This is a genomic window from Bartonella sp. AA168HLJHH, assembly GCF_042197365.1.
Taxonomy (GTDB): Bacteria; Pseudomonadota; Alphaproteobacteria; order Rhizobiales; family Rhizobiaceae; genus Bartonella.
Window position 1 is genome coordinate 18,881 of the sequence record NZ_JBHIRS010000012.1, and the last position, 21,614, is coordinate 40,494.

Annotated in this window: 17 protein-coding genes, 1 tRNA gene and 6 pseudogenes; 16 read left to right on the forward strand and 8 right to left on the reverse strand. The window is 35.9% G+C overall.

Annotated elements, in window-relative coordinates:
- Window positions 1-167 precede the first annotated feature (167 nt).
- Both ACFINM_RS07400 and ilvA read right to left on the reverse strand, forming a co-directional pair.
- On the reverse strand, window positions 168-698 hold the full coding sequence (locus ACFINM_RS07400; RefSeq protein ID WP_375621294.1) for a hypothetical protein: 531 nt from the start codon (window positions 696-698) through the stop codon (window positions 168-170).
- Between the two features lie 35 nt (window positions 699-733).
- On the reverse strand, window positions 734-2,011 hold the full coding sequence (gene ilvA / locus ACFINM_RS07405) for a threonine ammonia-lyase IlvA (RefSeq protein WP_375612449.1): 1,278 nt from the start codon (window positions 2,009-2,011) through the stop codon (window positions 734-736).
- Between the two features lie 146 nt (window positions 2,012-2,157).
- On the opposite strand from ilvA, the gene ACFINM_RS07410 reads away from it, so the two are divergent.
- The 12 genes and pseudogenes from ACFINM_RS07410 (at window position 2,158) to ACFINM_RS07465 (ending at window position 8,014) form a co-directional block, all read left to right on the forward strand.
- A tRNA-Leu gene (locus tag ACFINM_RS07410) sits at window positions 2,158-2,243 on the forward strand.
- A gap of 222 nt (window positions 2,244-2,465) precedes the next feature.
- The gene (locus ACFINM_RS07415; RefSeq protein WP_375640989.1) at window positions 2,466-2,744 is read left to right on the forward strand and encodes a hypothetical protein; all 279 of its coding nucleotides are present in this window, start codon (window positions 2,466-2,468) and stop codon (window positions 2,742-2,744) included.
- A gap of 26 nt (window positions 2,745-2,770) precedes the next feature.
- Window positions 2,771-3,085 (forward strand): annotated as a pseudogene (locus tag ACFINM_RS07420) (hypothetical protein).
- Between the two features lie 198 nt (window positions 3,086-3,283).
- Complete coding sequence (locus ACFINM_RS07425; protein WP_375640990.1) at window positions 3,284-3,529, forward strand: hypothetical protein; 246 nt, start codon at window positions 3,284-3,286, stop codon at window positions 3,527-3,529.
- A 228-nt stretch (window positions 3,530-3,757) separates the two neighbouring features.
- On the forward strand, window positions 3,758-4,045 hold the full coding sequence (locus tag ACFINM_RS07430; protein ID WP_375640991.1) for a hypothetical protein: 288 nt from the start codon (window positions 3,758-3,760) through the stop codon (window positions 4,043-4,045).
- 157 nt (window positions 4,046-4,202) lie between these two features.
- Window positions 4,203-4,331, forward strand: coding sequence for a hypothetical protein (locus ACFINM_RS07435; protein ID WP_375640992.1), 129 nt, complete (start codon window positions 4,203-4,205; stop codon window positions 4,329-4,331).
- A gap of 335 nt (window positions 4,332-4,666) precedes the next feature.
- Window positions 4,667-5,054, forward strand: a pseudogene (locus ACFINM_RS07440) (hypothetical protein).
- Between the two features lie 86 nt (window positions 5,055-5,140).
- Window positions 5,141-5,359 carry an antitoxin gene (locus ACFINM_RS07445; RefSeq protein WP_375640993.1) on the forward strand — a complete coding sequence of 73 codons (219 nt, stop codon included), beginning with the start codon at window positions 5,141-5,143 and terminating at the stop codon, window positions 5,357-5,359.
- A pseudogene (locus tag ACFINM_RS07450) lies at window positions 5,359-5,691 on the forward strand (type II toxin-antitoxin system PemK/MazF family toxin). The gene ACFINM_RS07445 and the pseudogene ACFINM_RS07450 overlap by 1 nt, the downstream one beginning before the upstream one ends.
- A gap of 166 nt (window positions 5,692-5,857) precedes the next feature.
- Window positions 5,858-6,178, forward strand: a complete 321-nt coding sequence (locus ACFINM_RS07455) for a hypothetical protein (RefSeq protein WP_375640994.1) — start codon at window positions 5,858-5,860, stop codon at window positions 6,176-6,178.
- 3 nt (window positions 6,179-6,181) lie between these two features.
- Window positions 6,182-6,759 (forward strand): annotated as a pseudogene (locus tag ACFINM_RS07460) (hypothetical protein).
- Window positions 6,760-7,344: 585 nt separating this feature from the next.
- A pseudogene (locus ACFINM_RS07465) lies at window positions 7,345-8,014 on the forward strand (phage antirepressor KilAC domain-containing protein).
- 244 nt (window positions 8,015-8,258) lie between these two features.
- Here the strand turns inward: ACFINM_RS07465 and ACFINM_RS07470 are convergent.
- From ACFINM_RS07470 to ACFINM_RS07480, 3 genes and pseudogenes are all read right to left on the reverse strand, one after another.
- Window positions 8,259-9,056 carry a hypothetical protein gene (locus ACFINM_RS07470; RefSeq protein ID WP_375640995.1) on the reverse strand — a complete coding sequence of 266 codons (798 nt, stop codon included), beginning with the start codon at window positions 9,054-9,056 and terminating at the stop codon, window positions 8,259-8,261.
- Window positions 8,992-9,684 (reverse strand): hypothetical protein, encoded by a 693-nt coding sequence (locus ACFINM_RS07475; RefSeq protein ID WP_375640996.1) that lies wholly within the window; start codon window positions 9,682-9,684, stop codon window positions 8,992-8,994. The genes ACFINM_RS07470 and ACFINM_RS07475 overlap by 65 nt, the downstream gene beginning before the upstream one ends.
- Window positions 9,685-9,774: 90 nt before the next feature.
- A pseudogene (locus ACFINM_RS07480) lies at window positions 9,775-9,966 on the reverse strand (DEAD/DEAH box helicase family protein); the annotation flags it as partial.
- A gap of 620 nt (window positions 9,967-10,586) precedes the next feature.
- Between ACFINM_RS07480 and ACFINM_RS07485 the strand changes: the two are divergent.
- The 4 genes from ACFINM_RS07485 to ACFINM_RS07500 all read left to right on the forward strand — a co-directional run bounded on the left by ACFINM_RS07485 (window position 10,587) and on the right by ACFINM_RS07500 (window position 16,412).
- Window positions 10,587-11,195 (forward strand): fumarylacetoacetate hydrolase family protein, encoded by a 609-nt coding sequence (locus tag ACFINM_RS07485; protein WP_375621691.1) that lies wholly within the window; start codon window positions 10,587-10,589, stop codon window positions 11,193-11,195.
- A complete protein-coding gene (locus tag ACFINM_RS07490; RefSeq protein WP_375640997.1) occupies window positions 11,192-11,824 on the forward strand; it encodes a LysE family translocator in 633 nt (210 codons plus the stop codon). The genes ACFINM_RS07485 and ACFINM_RS07490 overlap by 4 nt, the downstream gene beginning before the upstream one ends.
- 781 nt (window positions 11,825-12,605) lie before the next feature.
- A complete protein-coding gene (locus ACFINM_RS07495; protein WP_375612030.1) occupies window positions 12,606-14,006 on the forward strand; it encodes an amino acid permease in 1,401 nt (466 codons plus the stop codon).
- Between the two features lie 1,014 nt (window positions 14,007-15,020).
- Window positions 15,021-16,412 carry an amino acid permease gene (locus ACFINM_RS07500; protein ID WP_375640998.1) on the forward strand — a complete coding sequence of 464 codons (1,392 nt, stop codon included), beginning with the start codon at window positions 15,021-15,023 and terminating at the stop codon, window positions 16,410-16,412.
- Window positions 16,413-16,538: 126 nt separating this feature from the next.
- On the opposite strand, the gene ilvC is transcribed toward ACFINM_RS07500, so the two are convergent.
- The 3 genes from ilvC to ACFINM_RS07515 form a co-directional block, all read right to left on the reverse strand.
- Window positions 16,539-17,558 (reverse strand): ketol-acid reductoisomerase, encoded by a 1,020-nt coding sequence (ilvC, locus tag ACFINM_RS07505; protein WP_375612028.1) that lies wholly within the window; start codon window positions 17,556-17,558, stop codon window positions 16,539-16,541.
- Window positions 17,559-18,625: 1,067 nt separating this feature from the next.
- Window positions 18,626-19,360, reverse strand: coding sequence for a pyridoxine 5'-phosphate synthase (locus ACFINM_RS07510; RefSeq protein WP_375640999.1), 735 nt, complete (start codon window positions 19,358-19,360; stop codon window positions 18,626-18,628).
- Between the two features lie 83 nt (window positions 19,361-19,443).
- Window positions 19,444-20,565: an ATP-dependent RecD-like DNA helicase gene (locus ACFINM_RS07515; RefSeq protein ID WP_375629922.1), complete on the reverse strand. Its 1,122-nt coding sequence runs from the start codon at window positions 20,563-20,565 to the stop codon at window positions 19,444-19,446.
- Window positions 20,566-21,614 lie beyond the last annotated feature (1,049 nt).

Here is a 21,614-nt window from a genome sequence, read left to right on the forward strand (position 1 = left end):
CAACTTATGAACACCTTGAAATCAAGATAAAGGCGTATAAACTTCACTTTACAAAAAGCCAACAAACCAGCCTAAATGCCTTCATCTCTATTATCTTTGGATTATGATAAAAAAGCAAGAACTTTACGAAATACATTTATCATGAATAAAAACAATATTTAGATCGTTTACTTTTTGATGATTGTGTCCATCGGTAAATGTACCTTGATAAAATCAGGATAAATCTCGAGAAAAACTGGATTTTGTAAAGTTTTTTGACCGCCATAAATTAAATACCATTGGTTTTTATCAAAAATCGCCAAAGTTTTATATTGAATGATGCGATCTTTCATCTCAAGAACTGTTGGAATTAAAGCATACAAAGTACCGTTATCAGTTTGTAAATACTCTATATTTTCTTTATCTAAATAATAAGCACCAGAAGGCACCCCCTCAAATTTCTTATGCAACTGTTGAAGAAAATCACTACGTAAAGCACTCTCTGTTGTATTCAATCGATGTGCCATCTCTTTATAAAGCCGCTCAGGCATATAACGAGAAATAGGCATAAAATCCCCATTTTTTATAGCATTATTGACATCAACAACGACTCTTGAAAGTTCATCTTTTTGTACTACTGTTGGCTGAGATGCTAAACTCTGTTGATTAACAATCAAAAAGAAAAATAGACTCAGCACCGAATGAAAAATAGGTTTCATCATTATACTTCTTGTTTTAGTAAAATTTCAGTTTCTCAAATAACAAAATCAAATAACGTTTGATCATCAGTAATATCACGATAACGCCAACCTAACGCTTGAAATTTTTCCTCTAAAAGACAAAAATTACCGTATTTTTTTGTTTCAATCGCAACCAATACAGAACCAAAGTTTCTCGCTGACTTTTTAAGATATTCAAAACGTACGATATCATCATCTGGTGATAATGTGGAAAGAAAATGACGCAATGCACCAGGATGTTGCGGAAAACTAAAAATAAAATATTTTCTCAACCCTTGGAAACGTAAAGAACGCTCTTTAATTTCTGGCAAACGCTCAAAATCAAAATTACCTCCTGAAATAACGAGAAGAATTTTTTTCCCCTTTAACTCTTGAGGAGGAATACTGTTAAGCGCATCAATCGATAAAGCACCAGCCGGTTCCAGAACCACACCTTCAACATTAAGCATTTCAACCATCGTAGAACAAACGCGGTTTTCAGGAACCGTAATGACAGAATCAGGGGGAAATTGCTTTAGAATTGTATAGTTTAGAGCACCAATTTCAGCCACAGCAGCACCATCTACAAAAGTGTCAATGCTTTCAAGCTTGACGCGTTTTCCACTCTCCAAACAAGCAAGCAAACTTGCAGCTCTTTGCGGCTCAACAAAACGAAGCTTTGTTTTCCAACCATATTCATGTAAAAACTTGCTCACTCCACTTGCCAAACCACCCCCCCCTACCGGCACAATCATCAAATCTGGCTCACTTTCTCCATTGAGTTTTTTCCATTGTAAAGCTGCTTCACAAAGCACTGTTGCCTGCCCTGTAATAATGCGAATATCATCGAAAGGTGGAGCCATTACACCACCGCTCTCTACGACAAAGGATTGCGCTGCTTCATAACATTGATCAAATGTTTCACCAACCAAACGAATATCAATGAATTCTTTACCAAAAATACGTGTTTTTTCAATTTTTTGTTGTGGCGTTGTCATAGGCATGAAAATCACGCCTTTACGTTTAAAATAACGACAAACAAAAGAAACCCCTTGCGCGTGATTCCCCGCTGAAGCACAAACAAATGCAGAATCTGGTGATATACAGCTAAGCATTTCTGAAACAAAATTGAAAGCACCACGAATCTTATAAGACCGCACCGGTGTTAAATCTTCACGCTTTAAATAAATTTCTGCATCATACTTTTGACTAAGAAAATCATTTCTTTGAAGTGGTGTTTCAGCAAACACGTGATGCAATCCCACCATAGCTTTTGTGACGTCTTGAATAAATTGACTCATAACACTAATCATTTCATACTTTATTTACATTATAAAAGCTTTTTCTATCGATAACGGAAACTATTGTCAGTCAAAATTTCACTAAAAAATGAAAAATGTTTCTTTTGTCATTAATTCTTGATTCAATAAAAGATATAGCTTATGAGAGAACTCACATCGCGGACGTGATGAAAACGGTAAACATAGCAGACTTAAAATCTGCCGGTCGAAGACCTTGCGGGTTCAAGTCCCGCCGTCCGCACCAGATTATCTTAATCTCTCTTATTTTCCAATGATTTATTAAAAATCAAAAAAAATTAAAGCACCTTCTAAACCACCTTTCGTAACTTTATTATAACGCTATAAGACGGCACCGCGGTGGTACTAAAATACGAATCATTGCTGCTTTTTGAGGTACCTTTTTAGCACTTTGACCTCCTCCTCGTCTTTATAGGATGGAGAGGCAATCAATATTGCTAATTTGGGATTGGCTTATACTCTTCATGACTCTTGTAAAACGACGCAAAAGCTCAGAAAAGAGATAGATGCAAAAGACAAAATAATAGATAAAGAAGCTGAAATAATACGTGCACAAAAAGATGTGATTCAAAAACAAGAAGAGTTAATTCGAAAATCAACTGCTTCTAAGATTATTTTTCCTCGAATGGCAGTAAAAAATTGGCCCAAAAGTAGTTTCAAGTACTTTCTCACGACCATTTTTTCAAGACAGGCAATCACAACACGCTCTGTCATAGCGCATATATAAATACGCAACAGCCTTCATGGGGGAAGATGATCATCAATACACAAACCGTTCTCTGCCTTGATCTAGATCTAAGACAGGCTGGGCGATTTCTCGTGTAGACAGCAGTATAACAAGTGGCACTTGTCAATTTTGAATTTTTTCGTTTTAAAGGCGATAGTAGGCGCTATTTGCGTTTTCAGCAATGGCTTACAAAAATGAAGATCACAACAGATAAAGTCAATGTCTCACAAGAAGAGATGATTAAGACAGTGTGTGCAAAAGAATACAATCCAAAAGATGACAACGAAGCAAATGCTTTAGCAATTTTATATTTAGTTAAAGAAGGGAATGCGCATGTCTAATGCAATGCCATGGATAAGATTCCTTTTGAATGACTGGAACAGTGAGATAGATGGAATGACATGAGAACAAAGGGGCATTTATATAACGCTTTTCATTCGCATATATGACAAAAAAGCACCAATTAAAACAGATTTTGAAATGCTTGCCCGCGCTTGCAATTGCTCGCAAAAAAGTTTGCAACTATTGTCGAATATCTCATGAAGAATGATAAACTTCTTGAGAAAGATAATGGTTTGTCGAATACGCGCATTGAAGAAGAGCTAAAAGATTTTACTGATAAAAAAGTGCACATATCGCAAATTCATAGTGAGGCTGGAAAAAAGGTGTACAATAAAAAACGCTATAAAAAACATTTTAATGATTTTGCTGAAGCAAACGCTAAGCAAAATCAAGCTATAAAGAACCAGAATAAGAATATATATAAACTAAAACTATCATTTTAGCAAAAAACTGCTTCTGAAAATTTAGAAACAAACGAACAGGTTGACGAACCAACATAGGTTGCTGCTGTTGAGACCACATCAGAGCAAATCGAAACGGGTGTAGAAAACCAACCTTCCATTCACGAGCAAGAGAACATTACGAAAAAAGCTAAACGGGTTAGAAATGACAGTGGCTGTCGTACCCCTGATGATTTCGAACCTGTTTATGATTTCGCAATCGAAGAGGGATTGCCTCCAGAGCGTGTCAAAGCCGAAATGGCAAAATTTCGAGATTATTGGAAAGCTAGAACAGGCAAAGATGCACGCAAAACGGATTGGAAAGCAACGTGGCGCAACTGGGTGCAAAAAGTTATCGAGGATTTAGAGAACGGAAAAAACTATGGAAATCACTCTCAAAGGCAAAAAAACGTTGGTGAACGCATCTCAGACAGCATCCTTGATATCAGGCCTCGAGGTCACTTTGAAACACATTCACGAGATGATAGCTCTGGAGTTTCCTTTAGTTTTGAAAAGTAGCAAGCATTGACACAACAGCAGGAAGCGATTGCCTTAGATGCTTATGATCAACTTCACGAATTGTTTTCAATAAAAGTGAGTAAAGAGGACATAGCCAAGGCAATTCGGATGCTTTCGGTGTGGTTTAAAAATTTCGCAACAGACAGATCATGAAGATATGGTGCTTACCTATGGAATGGTTTTGGAAAGTGTTTCTGCGTGGTCACTCATAAAAACGGTTAAACGGATTTTATGCGATGAGGTAGAAGGTTTATCGGATACGTTTTTCCAAGCACTCGTGAGTTAGTAAAATTATGTCGTGATTTGGAAAATAGTCTTTTGACAAAAACCAATCTTGTACACTAGGCTGTTTTGAACACCCGTGAAAAAAGGCTGAAAGAAAAGGCAATGAGAGAGAATTCAAGACCACTCACGTTGGTTGAAAAGCAAGTGAAAAACATTGCAGGTTAGCAAACTAGTGAAAATTTCTAATCGTTTTTTGATTGGATGTGCATTTAAATCGACAAAATGGCACCGTACAGAGTGATTTAAAGATTTTATGATAAAAAACCTATCATATAAAACGCTCTGTACGGTCAAATTTGAGGCAAATAGACAAATTTGTAAAATTAGGATTAAAGCATGTTCATTTTAAAACATCTATTCTTAAAAAACCGTAAACAACCCATGCGAAAGAGGTTTGTTGCAACGGCAGTGGGTATGTCCCATGGGGGATGGGACAGAGGAGTATTTTTACAACCTCTACGAATATGAAGACGGTACAAGAGAGTGTGAAAAGTTTGATGGTGATCAGTATTACAAAACACCTAAGAATGCGGATTTTAGTACCAAAGCGCAAGTAAAAGCATGGGTTTACGGTGGTGATATTCCGAAAAGCATTCTCAATTACGAACCTCTTATAGACGAGATCAACAGAGAGATAAAAAATATTGACTTTATTCAGAGTATATTGCGTATTGCTCTAAATGCGCTTCTTAAACATTTACACAAAAGCATAAAAAGCTATTAAATCATGGGCTTTATGTTATATTTTTGTATAATATTAGAGAGGGCATTTTATGCACAACAAAATTACGTAAAGTTGGAGGATCCGTTATGCTCTCTATACCGCCTGCATTGTTTGATGTTCTTCATCTTACTGAAAATATGCAAGTGGGTTTGGCTATTGATAATGGACAATTGGTTGAGAAACCACAAATATCGCAAAATTACACTCTTGAAGAATTGTTAGCCCAATGTAATCCTTCAGACGATTTTGCGGATAAAGATGTAGAGTGGTTTGATGCTAAGCTTGTTGGCAGAGAGCTCTTGTAATGAAGCGGGGTAAAATTTGGTTTGTATCGCTTGACCCAACCTCTGTCTATGAGAAAAAGGAACGCGTCCTGTACTGATTGTGTCACCGGAGGGGTTTAATCGTTTAACAAAAACACCCATTGTTTTGCCCATTACGAGTGGAGAAAATTTTGCTAGAATAGCAGATTTTGCTATTTCATTGGTGGGAACAGGGCTGCATACAACAGGTGTGATACGCTGCGACCAACCGCCATACTTTAGATATAGTAGCGCGTAATGGAAAAAGAATGGAAACTATTCCATATATAATTATGGGCGAAGTCTTAGCAAGGTTATCAACATTTCTTACTTGAATTTTTTCTACACTTTTTAATGTTTAAAAACACCAACTTTAGGTAAAAAGTAAAAAAGCATAAGATCATGATTTTTTCTGCTGACAATCAGCTAATCAATTTTTCACAGAATAAAAATCAATAATTGACTAATTATGTCATTAATTATGACTCAAAAGGAGCAATGATGAAAGCTGTCATCACTAAGCCAATGTGTGTTGTTGGCGACAATAAAAGCACTATTCGCTTTGAACCATCAACACCCAATAATCCATTTGTTGAAGTTTCCAATCAAGTCTACGCACGTCTCAAGCGCGCCAATGCTGTAAAACCTTTTATTGGAGTCAAAACAACAGAAAAACCTGAAAAGACAGTTGAACAAATTAAGCAAATAGAACAAGAAGCCGTACAAACATCAACTGAATCAGCAGCCGAAGAAATTCCACCCGAAAAACCAAAAGCTTCTAAAGTTTCCAAGTCATTAACACCTACCCCCAAAAAGGCTTAGATGTTGAAGTTAATCATCTACCCAAAATGGTATCTTCAACAGGTGAAGGATGCCTTCACCAGTCTTCAAGCACCACGCCTTAATTGGGCTGTGCGTAATGCTCTAAACACCGCAGTAAAACAGTCGAACGCTTTGCAGAAAAACAAATTGCCGATGTTACATCTGTCCAATCAAAGCGTGTCAAAAAAGGCGTTTATATTAAAGAAAAGGCGACAGCAAGGTTTCTCGAGACAGATATCATTGGTTCTGTAACACCGATACCTCTTAAATTTTTTTAAGTAAACGAAACAAAACGCGGCGTAACTTACACACTGTTTGGAAAGAAAGAAATCTTACCCCATGGTTTTATCAAGGGAGGCAGTTTTCCAAAGCGTGTTGAATTGAAAATGGGAGGGAATGTGTTTCAAAGAGCGGATGGAGATCAATTCCCCATTACAAAACAAGAAGGACCTTCAATTGCTAAAGTGATGTCCAAGCCAGAGATTGCAAGTGCTATTGCACAATATGCCAATGAAAGATTAACTGAAAACATACAGAGACAACTTAAACGTCAAGAATATGCTGCTAATAAGAAAGGCTAGATTATGTTCTTAAACTTTATCTATATATTCCATATCCTTATGAGTTTATGCATTACACACTTTGATTGCAATTTTAAAAACAGATTATCACTTATGCTTTGTTTTTCCATAAAAAAGTCAATAAAATCAATGTAAAAGGTACTTCCCAGCGGGTTGGCTTCGTTGCGGGACAGGCTAGTGCGAACTATCGCTAGCGACAGAATTTTCAATTTGACTGTACATTGTACACTTAACTCATTGATAAATAACAATTTCAATATGTACACTGTACAGTATGTGAAACGTTTTCTTAGCAAAAAGTAATTTTTATTACTGGACAATTCTAGTAATAGGTATTTTCAAATCAGGTGCCTCAAAAACACCTTAAAACAACTAGCGGATTAGTTGCCGAAATAACTAATCTTCCGCAATTTAAAAGCTTTAACTCATTCTATGCTACATGCATATAATAGCTTTGTCAGGTGTGGCTATGCCATATACCCCCCTTCGGGGAAAGGCATAACGACGGACTAGATGCCGTGTTTCTTAGCGACCAGCACTCTTTTAGAATGTCATTAAGGAACGTCTAACATCTAAGAATTCTTTATGAATACCATTATTAAAATTATTGAATTATGTGGCAAAAGGCATGACAATATTATGCGTGACATCAAGAAAACGCTTGAAGAACTTAACGCCCTCAAATTTGAGAAGGTTGATTTTGGTGGGCACTACCTTGATAACATAAGGTGAAAGCCGCCCTTGTTATAACCCGCCAAAGCGTGAATGCTTAATTCTTGTTTCTAGTTACAGCACTGCCTTACGAGCAAAGATAATTAACCGTTGGAAAGACAAGTAGCTATTCCATAAATTGATTACTCCAAACCCGAAGTATTACTTGGCGCCTTAAATCATCTACAAAATCAAATTGAGCAGAAAGACCATGTTATTTCAGAATTAGCACCAAAAGCAAAAGCTTTAGAAGGCTTAAAACGCTCTGATGGTTTGTTTGGTTTGATTGAAGCCGCGAAGATGTTGGAGATAAGACCAAAGGATTTAATAGATTACTTGCGTAAAAATGATTGGGTGTATCGACGTGCTCCAAGTGGTCCATTGTTACCTTAATCAGGATAAAATCAACAAAGGATTCATGGACTGTTCTGCCATCACCATTCAAAAACCGGATGGAACAGAAAAGGTGCTGCCTTCAACAAAAATCACACTTAAAGGATGGGCAGCATGTTTGAGAGAACAAGTCCACGGAGGCGTGCAATGAAGGTAGATTCTAACTTCTTATGCGATTTATGGATGGCATTATCTCAATTTTCTAGACATGAAAATATGAGTGATAAGATTGTACTGCTCTGGTTGACATCATGAGTTTAGTAGAAAAAGCTTTGATTTTAAAACTTCAAGATGAAGTGCCAATCCTTCTTTCGATATCTTTCTCATCTGACGCTCCATAAAAAAGCCCCACATCAGTGGGGGCTGGATAAAATGATGTTCTAATCAATCTCGCGTTAATTATAATAAAGTGGCTCGCTACATCCACGGGCGCCTATTTTTTCATCTTCTACATAACGAGAATGCGCAAAATTCCGTACAAGATGATCATTGTTAGAGCCACCAGTCCAATCGCCTCCTCCCAATATAACATTTATGTCTACACGTAAACTGCTTCCTTGTTCCCCTGTATGCCATTTAGTCACTGGATAACAACCAGACAAATATTGCCAAACATAACCGCAACCATCCTCACAACCGATATGCGAAATCATCCGTCTATTGTTTGTATCAACGTATCCTCCAGACGTCTTAGGAGAAGGCGCTTGATTGCCGACAATACTGGTTGCTTGATTACTTCCATACATGCATGGCGAAAACTCATCACTCGTCAAAAATCTCTTACTAACAGACCAAAAATCAAAGGCATGATTCGCATAGCTACGATTGCTCGTAATCGGAACACCATATGCCGACTTTGCATTTACACCTGTCCCTGATTGAAGATAAATATCAACCCAAATATTATGCCACGGATTGTAAACCATCCCTTCTGGACTACTACGTGGGCGGTGATTTAAACACCAAACAGAATTGGGCAAAATATCCCCCGCTTGATAACCCGATAAGAGATGACCTTCAATCTCACCAACATCCGCACATAGCGTATGAAATCCACCGATCTTTTCAGAATTATCCTCTGTATAGCCATCAGGAGCCGTCAGATTTTGCGAAAGCTCAAAGGATAGCTCATTCGTCTGATCTTTTAAGATGAGATATATAATAATCCTTTCCTGCTTCAAGATCTTCGTCAAAAGTCATCCTTCCACGCCCTAGAACGCGGTAAAAGAGGTACCTACCCCCATTCTCTTCACCATGATAAAAGCGAAAACATGCCCCGTCATTGATCACAAGACCTTTTCTGTTTTTCGGATCGGCTTCCAGAATTCTGTCAGGTTGATGAAAACGCACATTCTCTAAAAAATTAGTGGAAAGAGAACCTACCTTACTTTGAAGTTCAGAAAGACTGTCACTGTTCCTCTGTGCCTTCTCTTGAACTTCTATCAATGCACTCTTCGCTTCTTCCGCTAACACTTTTGCCTCAGAGGCGGCTGTATTCGCAGAATTTGTCGTTGCTGTCACCGTGTCTAATGAACTCTTGACCTCTCCAAGCCCTCGCTTTGTCGTATCAGCCTCTTCTTTTGCTTGCTCCGCAACATTCATCGCTTCTTCCGCTGTTATCTTCGCAGTCTCAGCTACTTCCTTGGCTTCTACAACCAAAGGTTCTACCTTATCTGCCTTAACCTGCGCTGCTTCATAAATGATCAGATCAAATTCTGATAAACCGTATTTCTCTTGCGCATCCGCAATCACTTGGATTAATTGGTAAGTAGCAAACACCACGGTCATTGCATTCGCTAAGACTTTATTTGTTTTTTTCAAAGCTTTTGAACATCATTTGGTAGCTGATAGAGCCAAGATCTGAGACATCGAGTTCGACAACAGCATCTTTGTTTTACGACTCTTGCCAACTTATGTATCAGAATACACCACAAAGGAATGAAACAGTACTTCTATATAGCGTGTCCATTCTCTTATCGTTTGTGACATCAAAGCCAGAAAAGGCACGAGAAACAAAACACGCTCTCCAGTTCCGGCTATTTGTTGTGCTATCTTAAAGCTGGTAAAAATCTTCTCCGTTCCAAATGCCATAATAAGTTTGCCACGGTCTGCTTCTTTTTAACCATCACAGACTTTCTCATACTTTTGGATTTGTTGAAAAGTTATCCCTAATTGGTGCCCTAATTGCTTTTACGACATTCCCAGCATTTTTTTTGAAAGCGATTTTTTGCCTATAGAAATGTCGTTAAAATGTGGCTTTTTGCTTTTCACTTTCAAGTCCCCCGCCGGTTGCGAGCACCCTCGCATTAGTATTCCGAGAGCCTGAAAGGATTGAATACGAACCAGATTTTTACTTTTAGTGCTCATAGCACCTAGACATAGAAAAATATCCATAATTCTGAGACACCCACAGAGTAGGCTCATTTATGATCGAACTTTAGGGCTTTCAGACCCTACTAATCGCTGCGTAGACGAGCAAAATCACTCTTTAAGTAATAAAGTAATTTCAGGAGATTAGCAATCAAAATGAAAATAATCTCAAAGACTATAAGATTGAGCACTCTTCAAAAGAGGATAATGCGAAGGGCTGTCATCGTGGTTAGTCATTAACCCACATAATGCTTCTTTTCCAGAAAACGCAAAACGCGATATAAGAAAAAATGTTGTTTGCAAAGTTTTCTCTTGCCTATACAAAGAGAAAATGAAAAATTTGGAGGGCTCCCATGATAAATGACATCTACTGTGTTGGATACAATTATGTTGAACATGTTCATGAACTAGGTAATGTTGTTGAAGATGAACCCGTTATCTTTAGCAAGCCAAAAAGTTCACTCGTTTTAGGCAATGAAATTTATCTCCCTAATTTTTCCAAAGAAATACATTTTGAAACCGAAATTGTACTCAAAATCTCAAAGGACGCTTTCATGATCATGGAGGAAGAAGCAGAAGAATGCTATGATGCCGTAGCAATAGGTCTTGATCTCACCGCGCGGGATTTGCAAACAAAACTGAAAGAAAAAAAGCTTCCTTGGCTTTTATCGAAAGGATTTAAAGGCGCTGCATACGTCTCTGACTTCATAAACAAAGAAAAAATAAACAACCCAATAACCTTTGCAATGAAGTTGAATGGCGAAACAAGACAAGTTGGCAATACGAAAAATATGATCTTTAGCTTTGAGAAGATAATCTCATTTTTAAGTCACTACATTCAGCTAAGACGTGGTGATCTCATATACACAGGCACTCCACAGGGTGTCGGAAAACTTTCTCAGTTTGACAGAATAGAATTGTATCTCGAAAATCAATTAATTTCAGAGCTAAAAGTAAAATGAATCATCAAATACTGACCTTTTTCATTGTTTCATTTTTTTTAGTCATCTCACCGGGGCCGAATATGTCCCTTATCATCGATAATGCAACGAGATTGGGAAGAAAGAACGCATTTGTAAACGTTTTAGGATTGTGTACAGCAACATATGTGCATGGGGCATTTTCCATACTAGGTGTATCAGCGCTCATTCTCAACAACAAAACGCTGTTTTTTTTAGTAAAACTCATGGGTGGCAGCTATTTATTATACATGGGCTTTAAATCAATTAAATCTGGAATACACAGCTTAAATTCAAAAGAAAGAAGTTCAACGAATGAAAAGCATGCTACGAGTGAAACAAAGCTTTTAACCAGCTATATGGACGGTTTTCTGACACAAATACTAAACCCCAAAGTATCTATATTTTACATAGCAGCTTTTCCAAAATTCTTAGCTTCTGGAGGTAGCATTAAAAAAGGTTTTGAACTTGTCACAATACATTCTTTCAACATCTTTGCATGGTTTACTTTAATGACCATTTTTATATCATTTGCCAGTACCGCCTTAAACAAGCAGCGGGTAAAAGGCTCGATTAACATTGCGACAGGAACAGTTTTATCTCTGTTTTCTTTTTTCATTTTCTTTGGATAGTTTTATCTTTGATAACAAATTGTAAAGTTAATAGAGCAATCTTTTCCTGATTCTGTCTCTCACTATGAATAGTGAGATCTCTAACAGAGCTTATACAATCCCCAGTTCTTTTTTTCTTTATATAACTGAATTACGTTGCATTTCTTTATCATACTCTCAAGGACGTTTGTGTAAACAATGTGAGTTTCTCGCAATATTTTATAAAATGTTACCAATATCTAAACAAAATCCTTATTCATCACTTTAAAAAAATAAGCTATGATATTCCTCTTTTCGTTTATGAAACAAAAGTAACTTTTTGATTTATGATAGCACCATACAAACAAAAAAATGATTTAAAAATCATTTTAATTTTCCATTAAAAATTGTTTCTTAAACTAAGATGAGAACTCTCGAGTGCTATTTGAGCAAAAAGTAAACTCTCACCATTATGAATAATAATAAATAATGCACTGATTACAAATAATAAGTTTCAAAAAATTATAAAAACTCCTGACAACTTTCTGAAATAATTTTAAAAGCCCCACGTCTTTTAATGAACAATTAATTTGTTATTCATAACAATAAAAAGCTCCCCATTCAAATATCTGTTACGTTATTTAAGAGGACAACATTCTCTTTTTTCAAAAGCATATTCCTAAAACATATTCTTTTCTTTATCCACACAAAATCATAAAAAACGTTTTTTTCCTTTACACCTCATTTATATCATGCTTCGATACAAAATAATGCTTTTTTAGTGTAATTTAATCTCAAAATAATTAAAGGGAACCCCCAAAAAATGAGCTACAAACAAAATTTAAAAGATAATTCTCAGAATAAGTTACAGCGTGGACTACACAACCGACATGTACAACTTATAGCCATTGGTGGTGCTATTGGAACAGGTCTCTTCATGGGGGCAGGAAAAACAATTAGTGTGGCAGGTCCTTCCATCATACTCGTTTATGCTATTATCGGTTTTGCTCTATACTTTGTCATGCGTGCTATGGGAGAATTGTTGCTTTCTAATTCACAATACCGATCTCTTATTGATTTTTCAACCGATATGCTAGGACCGGGAATCGCTTTCTTTGTTGGCTGGAGCTATTGGTTGAGCTGGGTTGTAACTGGAGCTGCTGACATTATTGCCATCATCACTTATATGAACTTTTGGTGGCCAACACTCAATCCATGGTTTACCGTTTTTACCTGCATTAGTGTCTTTTTAATCTTTAACCTCTTTGCCGTGAAACTATTCGGTGAACTTGAATTCTGGTTTGGCCTTATCAAAGTCGTCGCAATTTTAGCATTAATTGTTGTGGGATTTTATATGATCGTTACGGGCTTTACCTCTCCCAATGGTACGGTTGCTTCTCTCAATCACGTATGGAACGATGGCAATATCTTTCCGCGAGGAATGACAGGTTTTTTTGCTGGATTTCAAATTGCTATTTTTTCTTTTGTTGGTATAGAAATTGCTGGAACAACCGCTGCTGAAGTAAAAGAACCTAAAAAAGTGCTCCCCAAAGCAATTAATGCAATACCGGTCCGTATTGTACTCTTTTACATTTTTTCTCTCGCTGTAATTATGTCTGTCACACCTTGGGATCAAATTGTTCCAGATAAAAGCCCCTTTGTCTCGATGTTTTGGCTTGCAGGCATTCCGATAGCTGCTGGCTTGGTAAACTTTGTCGTTATCACCTCAGCTGCCTCTTCAGCAAATAGTGGTATTTTTTCTACCAGCCGTATGATATATGGACTTGCAACACAAAAAGGTGCCCCTCCAATTTTAGGTAAACTTTCCAGATACCATGTTCCAGCCAATGCTCTATTCTTTTCCTGTTTATGTATTTTAATAGGGTATACAATTGCCTCACTCTCTCCAAGCCTCATAAGTGCTTTTACAATTGTGACAAGCATTTCAGCTATTGCATTTTTATTCGTATGGTCTGTAATTTTGATTAGCTATATTGTGTATCGTCGCAATCGCCCTCATCTACACGCTGAATCCATTTATAAAATGCCAGGAGGTGTTATCATGTGTGGGATAATTTTAGTTTTCTTTGTTTTCATGCTCTATTTGTTGACATTAGAAGCTGATACTCTACTAGCCTTAAAATATAGTATATTCTGGTTTGTTTTCTTAGGTATAATGTATTTTATGTTTGTAAAGAAAAAAATAACTCAAGGTAACAAATAAAGTCTATACATAAAAACATCTCAAAAAAGGGTAATTTTAGTTACCCTTTTTCTACTTAACCTCCTCCCCAAACATCAAAAAACGACGATTCCTACCGGCACCGGTTTGTAAACAATCCGGCTTATTAAGGGGGAATGCTGCTGATCATTTATATGGTTCACCTACATAAGGCTCTATGGGCTAGCCCTGCCCTGAACACTCACCACCCATTCTAAAAATACTTAATGCGTAAAATGTTATATGCTTTATATCACTACTCTACACAACAGTATTTTACTGCACAATAGGATAAGAAACGAGCTATTCTATAAAAAATTCTCTATAAACTTCACTGACATTGTTTACTAATAAAACATGAGATTTATCTAAAACTTTCCCCCCAAAAAAATTTATATTCAATTTTTTATCAAAATTAAAAATATAGCTCTAAACAGAATATATCTTAATAGCTATCTGCAATAAAAAAAGATTCTATGAAAATATTTTTCTATTTGTAATAAATTTTAAATATTAATACTTAAATGTAAATTTAAAATATATTTTTTAATGTTTCAAATAATAGTTTAAATATTTAAAATTATTTTATTTATATACAAAGTTTTATATTTAATAAGTTTACAATTTTATTTATATTTTTATATAGATAACAATATCTATAAATAAATAAATTTAAATATAAAGATATTTATATAAAAATTACTATAAACAAATATACATAAATATAAATTATTATTTATATACATATAATAATATATAATATAAATTATATTATATATTATTATAATAATACTTATGTATAAAACATAAAAAAATCAAAAAAATATAATACAATTTATCTTTTGTTTCTTATATATAAAATAATTATTCCATTAATTAATAATGTTTTTGCTTTATTCACATATAGTCATAGAAAAAAATTCCTTTACTCCTTAACCATAGCGTGTTCCGATAGAAGGAATTACCTTTTTTTAGGGTAATTTTTATTTAAAAATAACTAAGGAGAACTCCCCAAAAATGAACAAACAAAATTTAGAAAAAAAACCTAAGAAGAAATTGCAACGTGGACTACATAACCGACACATACAACTTATAGCCCTTGGTGGAGCGATTGGAACAGGTCTCTTCATGGGATCAGGAAAAACAATCAGTGTAGCAGGCCCCTCAATTCTACTCGTTTATGCAATTATTGGTTGTGCTCTATACTTTGTCATGCGTGCTATGGGAGAGTTATTGCTTTCTAATACACAATACCGATCTTTTATTGACTTCTCAACCGATCTTCTAGGGCCATGTGCCGGATTCTTTATCGGCTGGACATATTGGTTGTGTTGGATTGTCACTGGAACTGCTGAAATTATTGCTATTGTCACTTATACACATTTTTGGTGGCCTGAACTCAATCCGTGGATTCCTGTTATAATTGGTCTTATGTCCTTTTTAATTCTTAACCTCGTCGCCGTAAAACTATTTGGCGAACTTGAGTTTTGGTTTGGTTTTATCAAAATCGTAGCAATTCTAGTCCTAATCGTTGTAGGATTTTATATGATCTTTACCGATTTTGTCTCTCCAAACGGTACGGTTGCTTCTCTTAGCCATATATGGAACGGTGGGAATATTTTTCCGCGAGGAATTACAGGCTTTTTTGCTGGATTTCAAATTGTTATTTTTGCTTTTGTTGGCATTGAACTCGCTGGAACAGCTGCTGCTGAAGTAAAAGAGCCTCAAAAAGCTTTACCACAGGCTGTTAATTCAATACCAATCCGCATTGTATTCTTTTATATATTCTCTCTTCTTGTGATTATGTCTGTGACGCCGTGGGATCAAATCAGTCCAGAAAAAAGCCCATTTGTAACAATGTATGCACTTATTGGTATCCCAACTGCTGCAGGTTTGATGAACTTTGTTGTCCTCACAGCTGCCGCCTCTTCAGCAAATAGTGGAATTTTTTCTACCAGCCGTATGATATATGGGCTAGCAACACAAAAAGGTGCTCCTAAATTTTTAGGAAAACTTTCTCGTAACCACGTTCCAGCCAACGCATTATTCTTTTCATGTATATGCATCTTATTTGGTTATGCCGTTGTATCGTTATCTCAAACACTCATAGCTGCTTTTACAATTGTTACGACAATTGCCGCAACTTTGTTTATATTTGTATGGTCTATCATTTTGATCAGCTATATCGTCTATCGCCGCAATCGTCCTCTCCAGCATACTGTCTCTCCTTATAAAATGCCAGGAGGTGTTGTTATGTGTTGGGCGCTTCTTGTTTTCTTTGCATTCATTATCTATTTATTGTCATTAGAAGCTGACACTGCCATAGCTTTAAAATACACTCCAGCATGGTTCATATTTTTAGGAATTGTATACTTTCTTTTTGGGAAAAAGAATTATGCAAAAAATTAAAAAATAAAGCTTATATTACAAAAAACATATAAACAAAAAACATATAAAAAGGGTAACTAAAGTTACCCTTTTTATATTTATCTATAAAATTATAAAAGCTATTGACAAAATATCTCTGTAGAATCTTCAATTACGCTCTTTATCAACCAAAGCATTCGATTTTATCCAAGGCATCATAGAACGAAGTTTTTTACCCACTTCTTCAATAGGATGATTATCATTTAAACGCCGCATACTTTTAAAATGAGCAGCACCAGCTTTATATTCTTGAATCCAATTCGATGTAAATTTACCCGTTTGAATATCTTTCAATATACGTTTCATTTCTGCTCTGGTTTCATCCGTAATCACACGTGGACCAGACATATATTCACCCCATTCAGCTGTATTAGAAATCGAATAATTCATATTTGCAATGCCCCCTTCATACATGAGATCAACAATCAGTTTAACCTCATGCAAACACTCAAAATAAGCCATTTCCGGTGCATAACCTGCTTGTGTTAATGTTTCATAACCTGCTCGAATCAATTCAACAAGACCACCACAAAGAACCGCTTGTTCACCAAAAAGATCAGTTTCGCACTCTTCTTTAAATGTTGTTTCAATCACCCCTGCACGTCCACCACCAAGTCCACATGCATAAGATAATGCTACATTATGTGCATGCCCTGAAGCATCTTGCGCCACCGCTATTAAGCAAGGAACACCACAACCCCGTTGGTATTCATGACGAACTGTATGCCCTGGACCTTTAGGAGCAATCATCACAATATCAACGTTTTTTTTAGGTTCAATCAAGCCAAAATGAATGCTCAAACCATGCGCAAAAGCAATCGCTGCCCCATCGTGTAAATGATCATGAATATGTTCCTTATAAATATCAGCTTGCAATTCATCTGGTGTTGCCATCATAATGAGATCTGCCCATTTTGCTGCTTCAGCAACACTCACCACTTCAAAACCATCAGCCATGGCTTTTTTTACTGTTTCCGACCCTGAACGCAAAGCTATTTGCACATTTTTAACACCAGAATCTTTCAAGTTTAAAGCGTGCGCACGCCCTTGAGAACCATAACCAACAATGGCTACTTTTTTCCCTTTAATGAGATTAACATCCGCATCACGATCATAATAAACACGCATAAAAAATTCCTTCTTTCTCTATTTAAACTGGATTTCAGATTATTTTTATTCAATAAGAAACATTATCTACAGTGCATCACACACTTATAAAGACAAAAAACACCGCTTATAAGAACACAGCAATTGAATAATTTTAAAGTTTACATATTGCATAGAAAAAACTGTAGTCCCCAAACATTCCTAAAACATATACGGATCCCCAAATAAACTTCAACTGCTATTCTACAAAAACAATAATTACACAAAATAAGATTTCTAAAGAAAATTTAGCTAATATTCTACTCTTTTATCGTGCAACAAAACGCTATATTCTAAAAATTAAGATACAACATACAATCTTTAACATGAACCAAATCAATACGGATAGCAAGAAAAATTACAAAATAACAAGTATTGTTTTAATACAACCTTCAAAAGCATATACAACAATATCTTTAGAATAATAGAGAGGATGTTTTTACTTTTTACGTTCTTTTAATATCCACGCCTCTCACACGAAGAAGCCCCCATACGGCTATTATGTTATCCATTTATGGCGCCTTATAAAAAAATTTTAATATGCTCAAGCCCTTTTCAAGAATTCCCTATAATAGTGTAAGATTTATTGCACATCACTCTCTTTACTTCATAAAGCTACAAGTCGATATCATCATTCTATTTAACAGCTCCTATTGCATTAAGCTTATTCATAAGGAGATTTTACGTTATACTATTTACAGATAACCCAAAAATGAGCTCAAATATCAAGAAAATTTGTGTATTAATCCATTAAAATCCTACGCACTCCTTTATAAGGGAAATACTTTCAAAACCCTACTTCTTCTCCATTCAAAGAAATTATAATAAGAAGATTTTAAAACTTCCTCATAATGGATAGTACAAATAAAAAAGCATTTCATACCCTAAAAAACACAAAAAATAGAAAGCTACTAATAAACAGAGGAAAATAGAATATTTTATAATGTATGCTAATAGTGCTATTTATCTCAACATATATAAAATTGTTTTTTAGATAAATTGATAAAGCTTTATAAAAATTTTTTCCCAATTTTATAGAGAAACAAAGATTACGATAATAACCGGATAAAACGCTGAACAGTATCATGCATTCCATACTCTAATGCATCAGCAATAAGCCCATGGCCAATAGAAACCTCATCAAGCCAAGGAATACTTTTGACCAGAGCAGGAAGGTTCATAAGTGTCAGATCATGCCCAGCATTCATACCTAACTGCAACTCTTTAGCTCTTCTTGCTGCTAAAACAAGTTTATTGAGCTCTTGATCTTGTTTTGTTTTATCCTGAAATGCACCACCATAAGGTCCCGTGTAAAATTCCACACGATCAGCGCCCATTGCTTTAGCAATATCAAGACCATCGACAGCAGGATTAGCAAAAAGGGATACACGAATCTTTCTTTTTTTTAAATTCTGAATAATAGGTGCTAAAAATTCTGCATCATGAGCAAAATTCCACCCATGATCAGACGTTGACTGATCTGGATCATCAGGAACAAGGGTAATCTGGTCCGCATAATTTTCAGCGATATCCAAAAATTGATCACTTGGATAACCTTCAATATTAAACTCAGCAGTAGGAAAAGTGTTCTTTATTAAACAGTATATATCTGGCAAATCCGAAAAACGAATATGCCTTTCATCAGGGCGCGGATGAACCGTCAAACCTGTTGCTCCAGCAGCAAGCGCTATATGCCCAATATTCGTTATACTTGGCCACGGAAGATTACGTCGATTACGCAAAACAGCAACAGCATTAAGATTAACCGAAAGTTTTACCGCCATGCCCATTTCCATTTTTTATAGTGTGTAACAAGATAGAAAAAAGGCATTTTCCATCTGAAACTGAGATGATACACATATTTTCTCTATCGAACAATCGTTAAACGCTCTGCTGCGCGGGTAATTCCCGTATAAAGCCAGCGCGCATACATATCACGAAATGCAAAACTTTCATCAAACAAAACGACATTATTCCATTGAGAACCTTGCGCCTTATGAACCGTTAATGCATACCCATAATCAAAATCATCATATCGCTTTTTTAATTGCCATGAAATTTCTTGATCAGGGTTTTCAAACGCTGCTTTTAAAAGTTTAATCTTTGCTACCCCACGCTCACTTTCTTCTGGTTTCACAAGAAGATTAATACTTGGTTTAACGGTCTCCTTCTGTGAAGTCATCACCTTCCATAAAGAGCCATTCAACAAACCTTTAATCGGATCATTTCGCAAACACACCAGCTTATCTCCCGCTTGTGGATAATCTGCTGTAAATCCCTTTAACACACGCAAACGCTGATTATAAAGGTGGCGTGTACGATTAACCCCTACCAAGACCTGATCAGCATCCAAAACCAATTGTTGATTGACCTCTTTACGTGTCACAACGCGCGCTTCTCCATAGTCACCATAAGCAATATCGCGTCCTTCACGTACATCCATAGCAAGACGTATAATCGGATTATCTCGCGCTTGCCGATGAATTTCTGAAAGAAGAAAATCTGGTTCTCCATTAGAAAAAAAGCCTCCACCTGATATAGGAGGCAATTGACCCGGATCACCAAGAACAAGAATTGGCGTTCGAAAACTCATTAAATCACGGGCCAATTTTTCATCTACCATCGAGCACTCATCAACAATAATGAGTTTAGCTTGTGCAGCAGCACTTCTTCGATTTAACGTAAATGTTGGAGCAATAGACTTTTTTCCTGTTATTTCATCGGAAACTTCCTCTTCTCCACGCGGACAATAAATTAGCGAATGAATCGTACAAGCATTGCTTGCACCTTTAGAACGCAAAACCTGCGCGGCCTTCCCTGTAAAAGCAGCAAATTGAACAGAACCATCAACTGTCTCTGCAAAATAGCGTGCAAGCGTCGTCTTACCCGTCCCCGCATAGCCAAAAAGGCGAAAAAGAGGAAAACGCCCTTCCTTCAACCACGCGGCAACAGCCTTCAATGCATTATCCTGTTCCGGCGAAAACTGCATAGCTTACCAACATAAGATTTGCATAAAAAGAGCAGTATTTTGAAAAAAAACGACTATCAAGAAAAACCTTTTTATTAAGAATTGCTGACACACGCCCATCTAACAACTTTCGTAGCACAATTATCAATTATTTACCCATTGTTTTTTCAAGATATTGTAACAATCTAAATTTTATCTATACATCGATCTTCTTGGTAACACCTTATGCGTATCAAATAAAATATCATTTTTTACAACAGTAACACCAACAATGGAAGATGCATATCTTAAATTTAAAATAACACCTATATACGCTTTTTCTAACCAAAATTTAGAATGAGAAAAAGAGCATTGCAATTGCAAAACCCTCACTAGAAAAAATGTCCTTAACAGGATAAAAATAATGTAATTTTTGAACGCTATTTTACACAATCAATCAGCTTTCTTGCACATAAAATAAAGTACATCCACTATTACGAAATAATAATTAAATATATCAAAAACCTTTTAGCAGAAATAAAAATAGCTCTCAACAAAACGACTTAATCCTATGATGATACACCTATAAAGTTCCTATCTCCCTCTCATCATGATTTTAATAAATTTACTCTTCATGCTACAAATAAGTGATATCTCAACGAATAAAGAGAGACATCACACTTATATGAAGCACGCTTTATCTCGCACAAATATGTAGCTTTTTCTGTTTCAACAATAAAATATGGTTCGTAAGTATGGCCTTCTTGGTGGTCTATTATAGAAAACTGGGACATGGCTTTAGTCCAGCGTAGCACTTCAGGTTCGTCCTCTAGAATATGAGAAAAGCGCAATTCTCCATCTACTGAGTCAAACTTTTTCTTTTTGTCGCAATGTTTTAAAGTTTATAAAAACTAACTGATTAATGCTATTCTTATTGCTAGAAATAACAAGACCTCTTTTTATCTATATAGATAATTGATTTTATATATCTTTTTTAAAGTACGGGATACGTGGATAAAAGTTAGGGAATAGGATTTTTCAACCTATCTCTATAGGACGCCTCTTTTTTTGCAAACTTTCTCAAGAAGGTC

Coding starts and splice junctions, on each gene's coding strand:
- ACFINM_RS07485 (WP_375621691.1), top strand. CDS start 10,587: ATGATAAATGACATCTACTGTGTTGGATACAATTATGTTGAACATGTT.
- ACFINM_RS07510 (WP_375640999.1), bottom strand. CDS start 19,360: ATGGCGGTAAAACTTTCGGTTAATCTTAATGCTGTTGCTGTTTTGCGT.
- ilvC (WP_375612028.1), bottom strand. CDS start 17,558: ATGCGTGTTTATTATGATCGTGATGCGGATGTTAATCTCATTAAAGGG.
- ACFINM_RS07490 (WP_375640997.1), top strand. CDS start 11,192: ATGAATCATCAAATACTGACCTTTTTCATTGTTTCATTTTTTTTAGTC.
- ACFINM_RS07425 (WP_375640990.1), top strand. CDS start 3,284: ATGAAGAATGATAAACTTCTTGAGAAAGATAATGGTTTGTCGAATACG.
- ilvA (WP_375612449.1), bottom strand. CDS start 2,011: ATGATTAGTGTTATGAGTCAATTTATTCAAGACGTCACAAAAGCTATG.
- ACFINM_RS07500 (WP_375640998.1), top strand. CDS start 15,021: ATGAACAAACAAAATTTAGAAAAAAAACCTAAGAAGAAATTGCAACGT.
- ACFINM_RS07515 (WP_375629922.1), bottom strand. CDS start 20,565: ATGCAGTTTTCGCCGGAACAGGATAATGCATTGAAGGCTGTTGCCGCG.
- ACFINM_RS07435 (WP_375640992.1), top strand. CDS start 4,203: ATGGTGCTTACCTATGGAATGGTTTTGGAAAGTGTTTCTGCGTGGTCA.
- ACFINM_RS07455 (WP_375640994.1), top strand. CDS start 5,858: ATGAAAGCTGTCATCACTAAGCCAATGTGTGTTGTTGGCGACAATAAA.
- ACFINM_RS07400 (WP_375621294.1), bottom strand. CDS start 698: ATGAAACCTATTTTTCATTCGGTGCTGAGTCTATTTTTCTTTTTGATT.
- ACFINM_RS07445 (WP_375640993.1), top strand. CDS start 5,141: ATGCTCTCTATACCGCCTGCATTGTTTGATGTTCTTCATCTTACTGAA.
- ACFINM_RS07495 (WP_375612030.1), top strand. CDS start 12,606: ATGAGCTACAAACAAAATTTAAAAGATAATTCTCAGAATAAGTTACAG.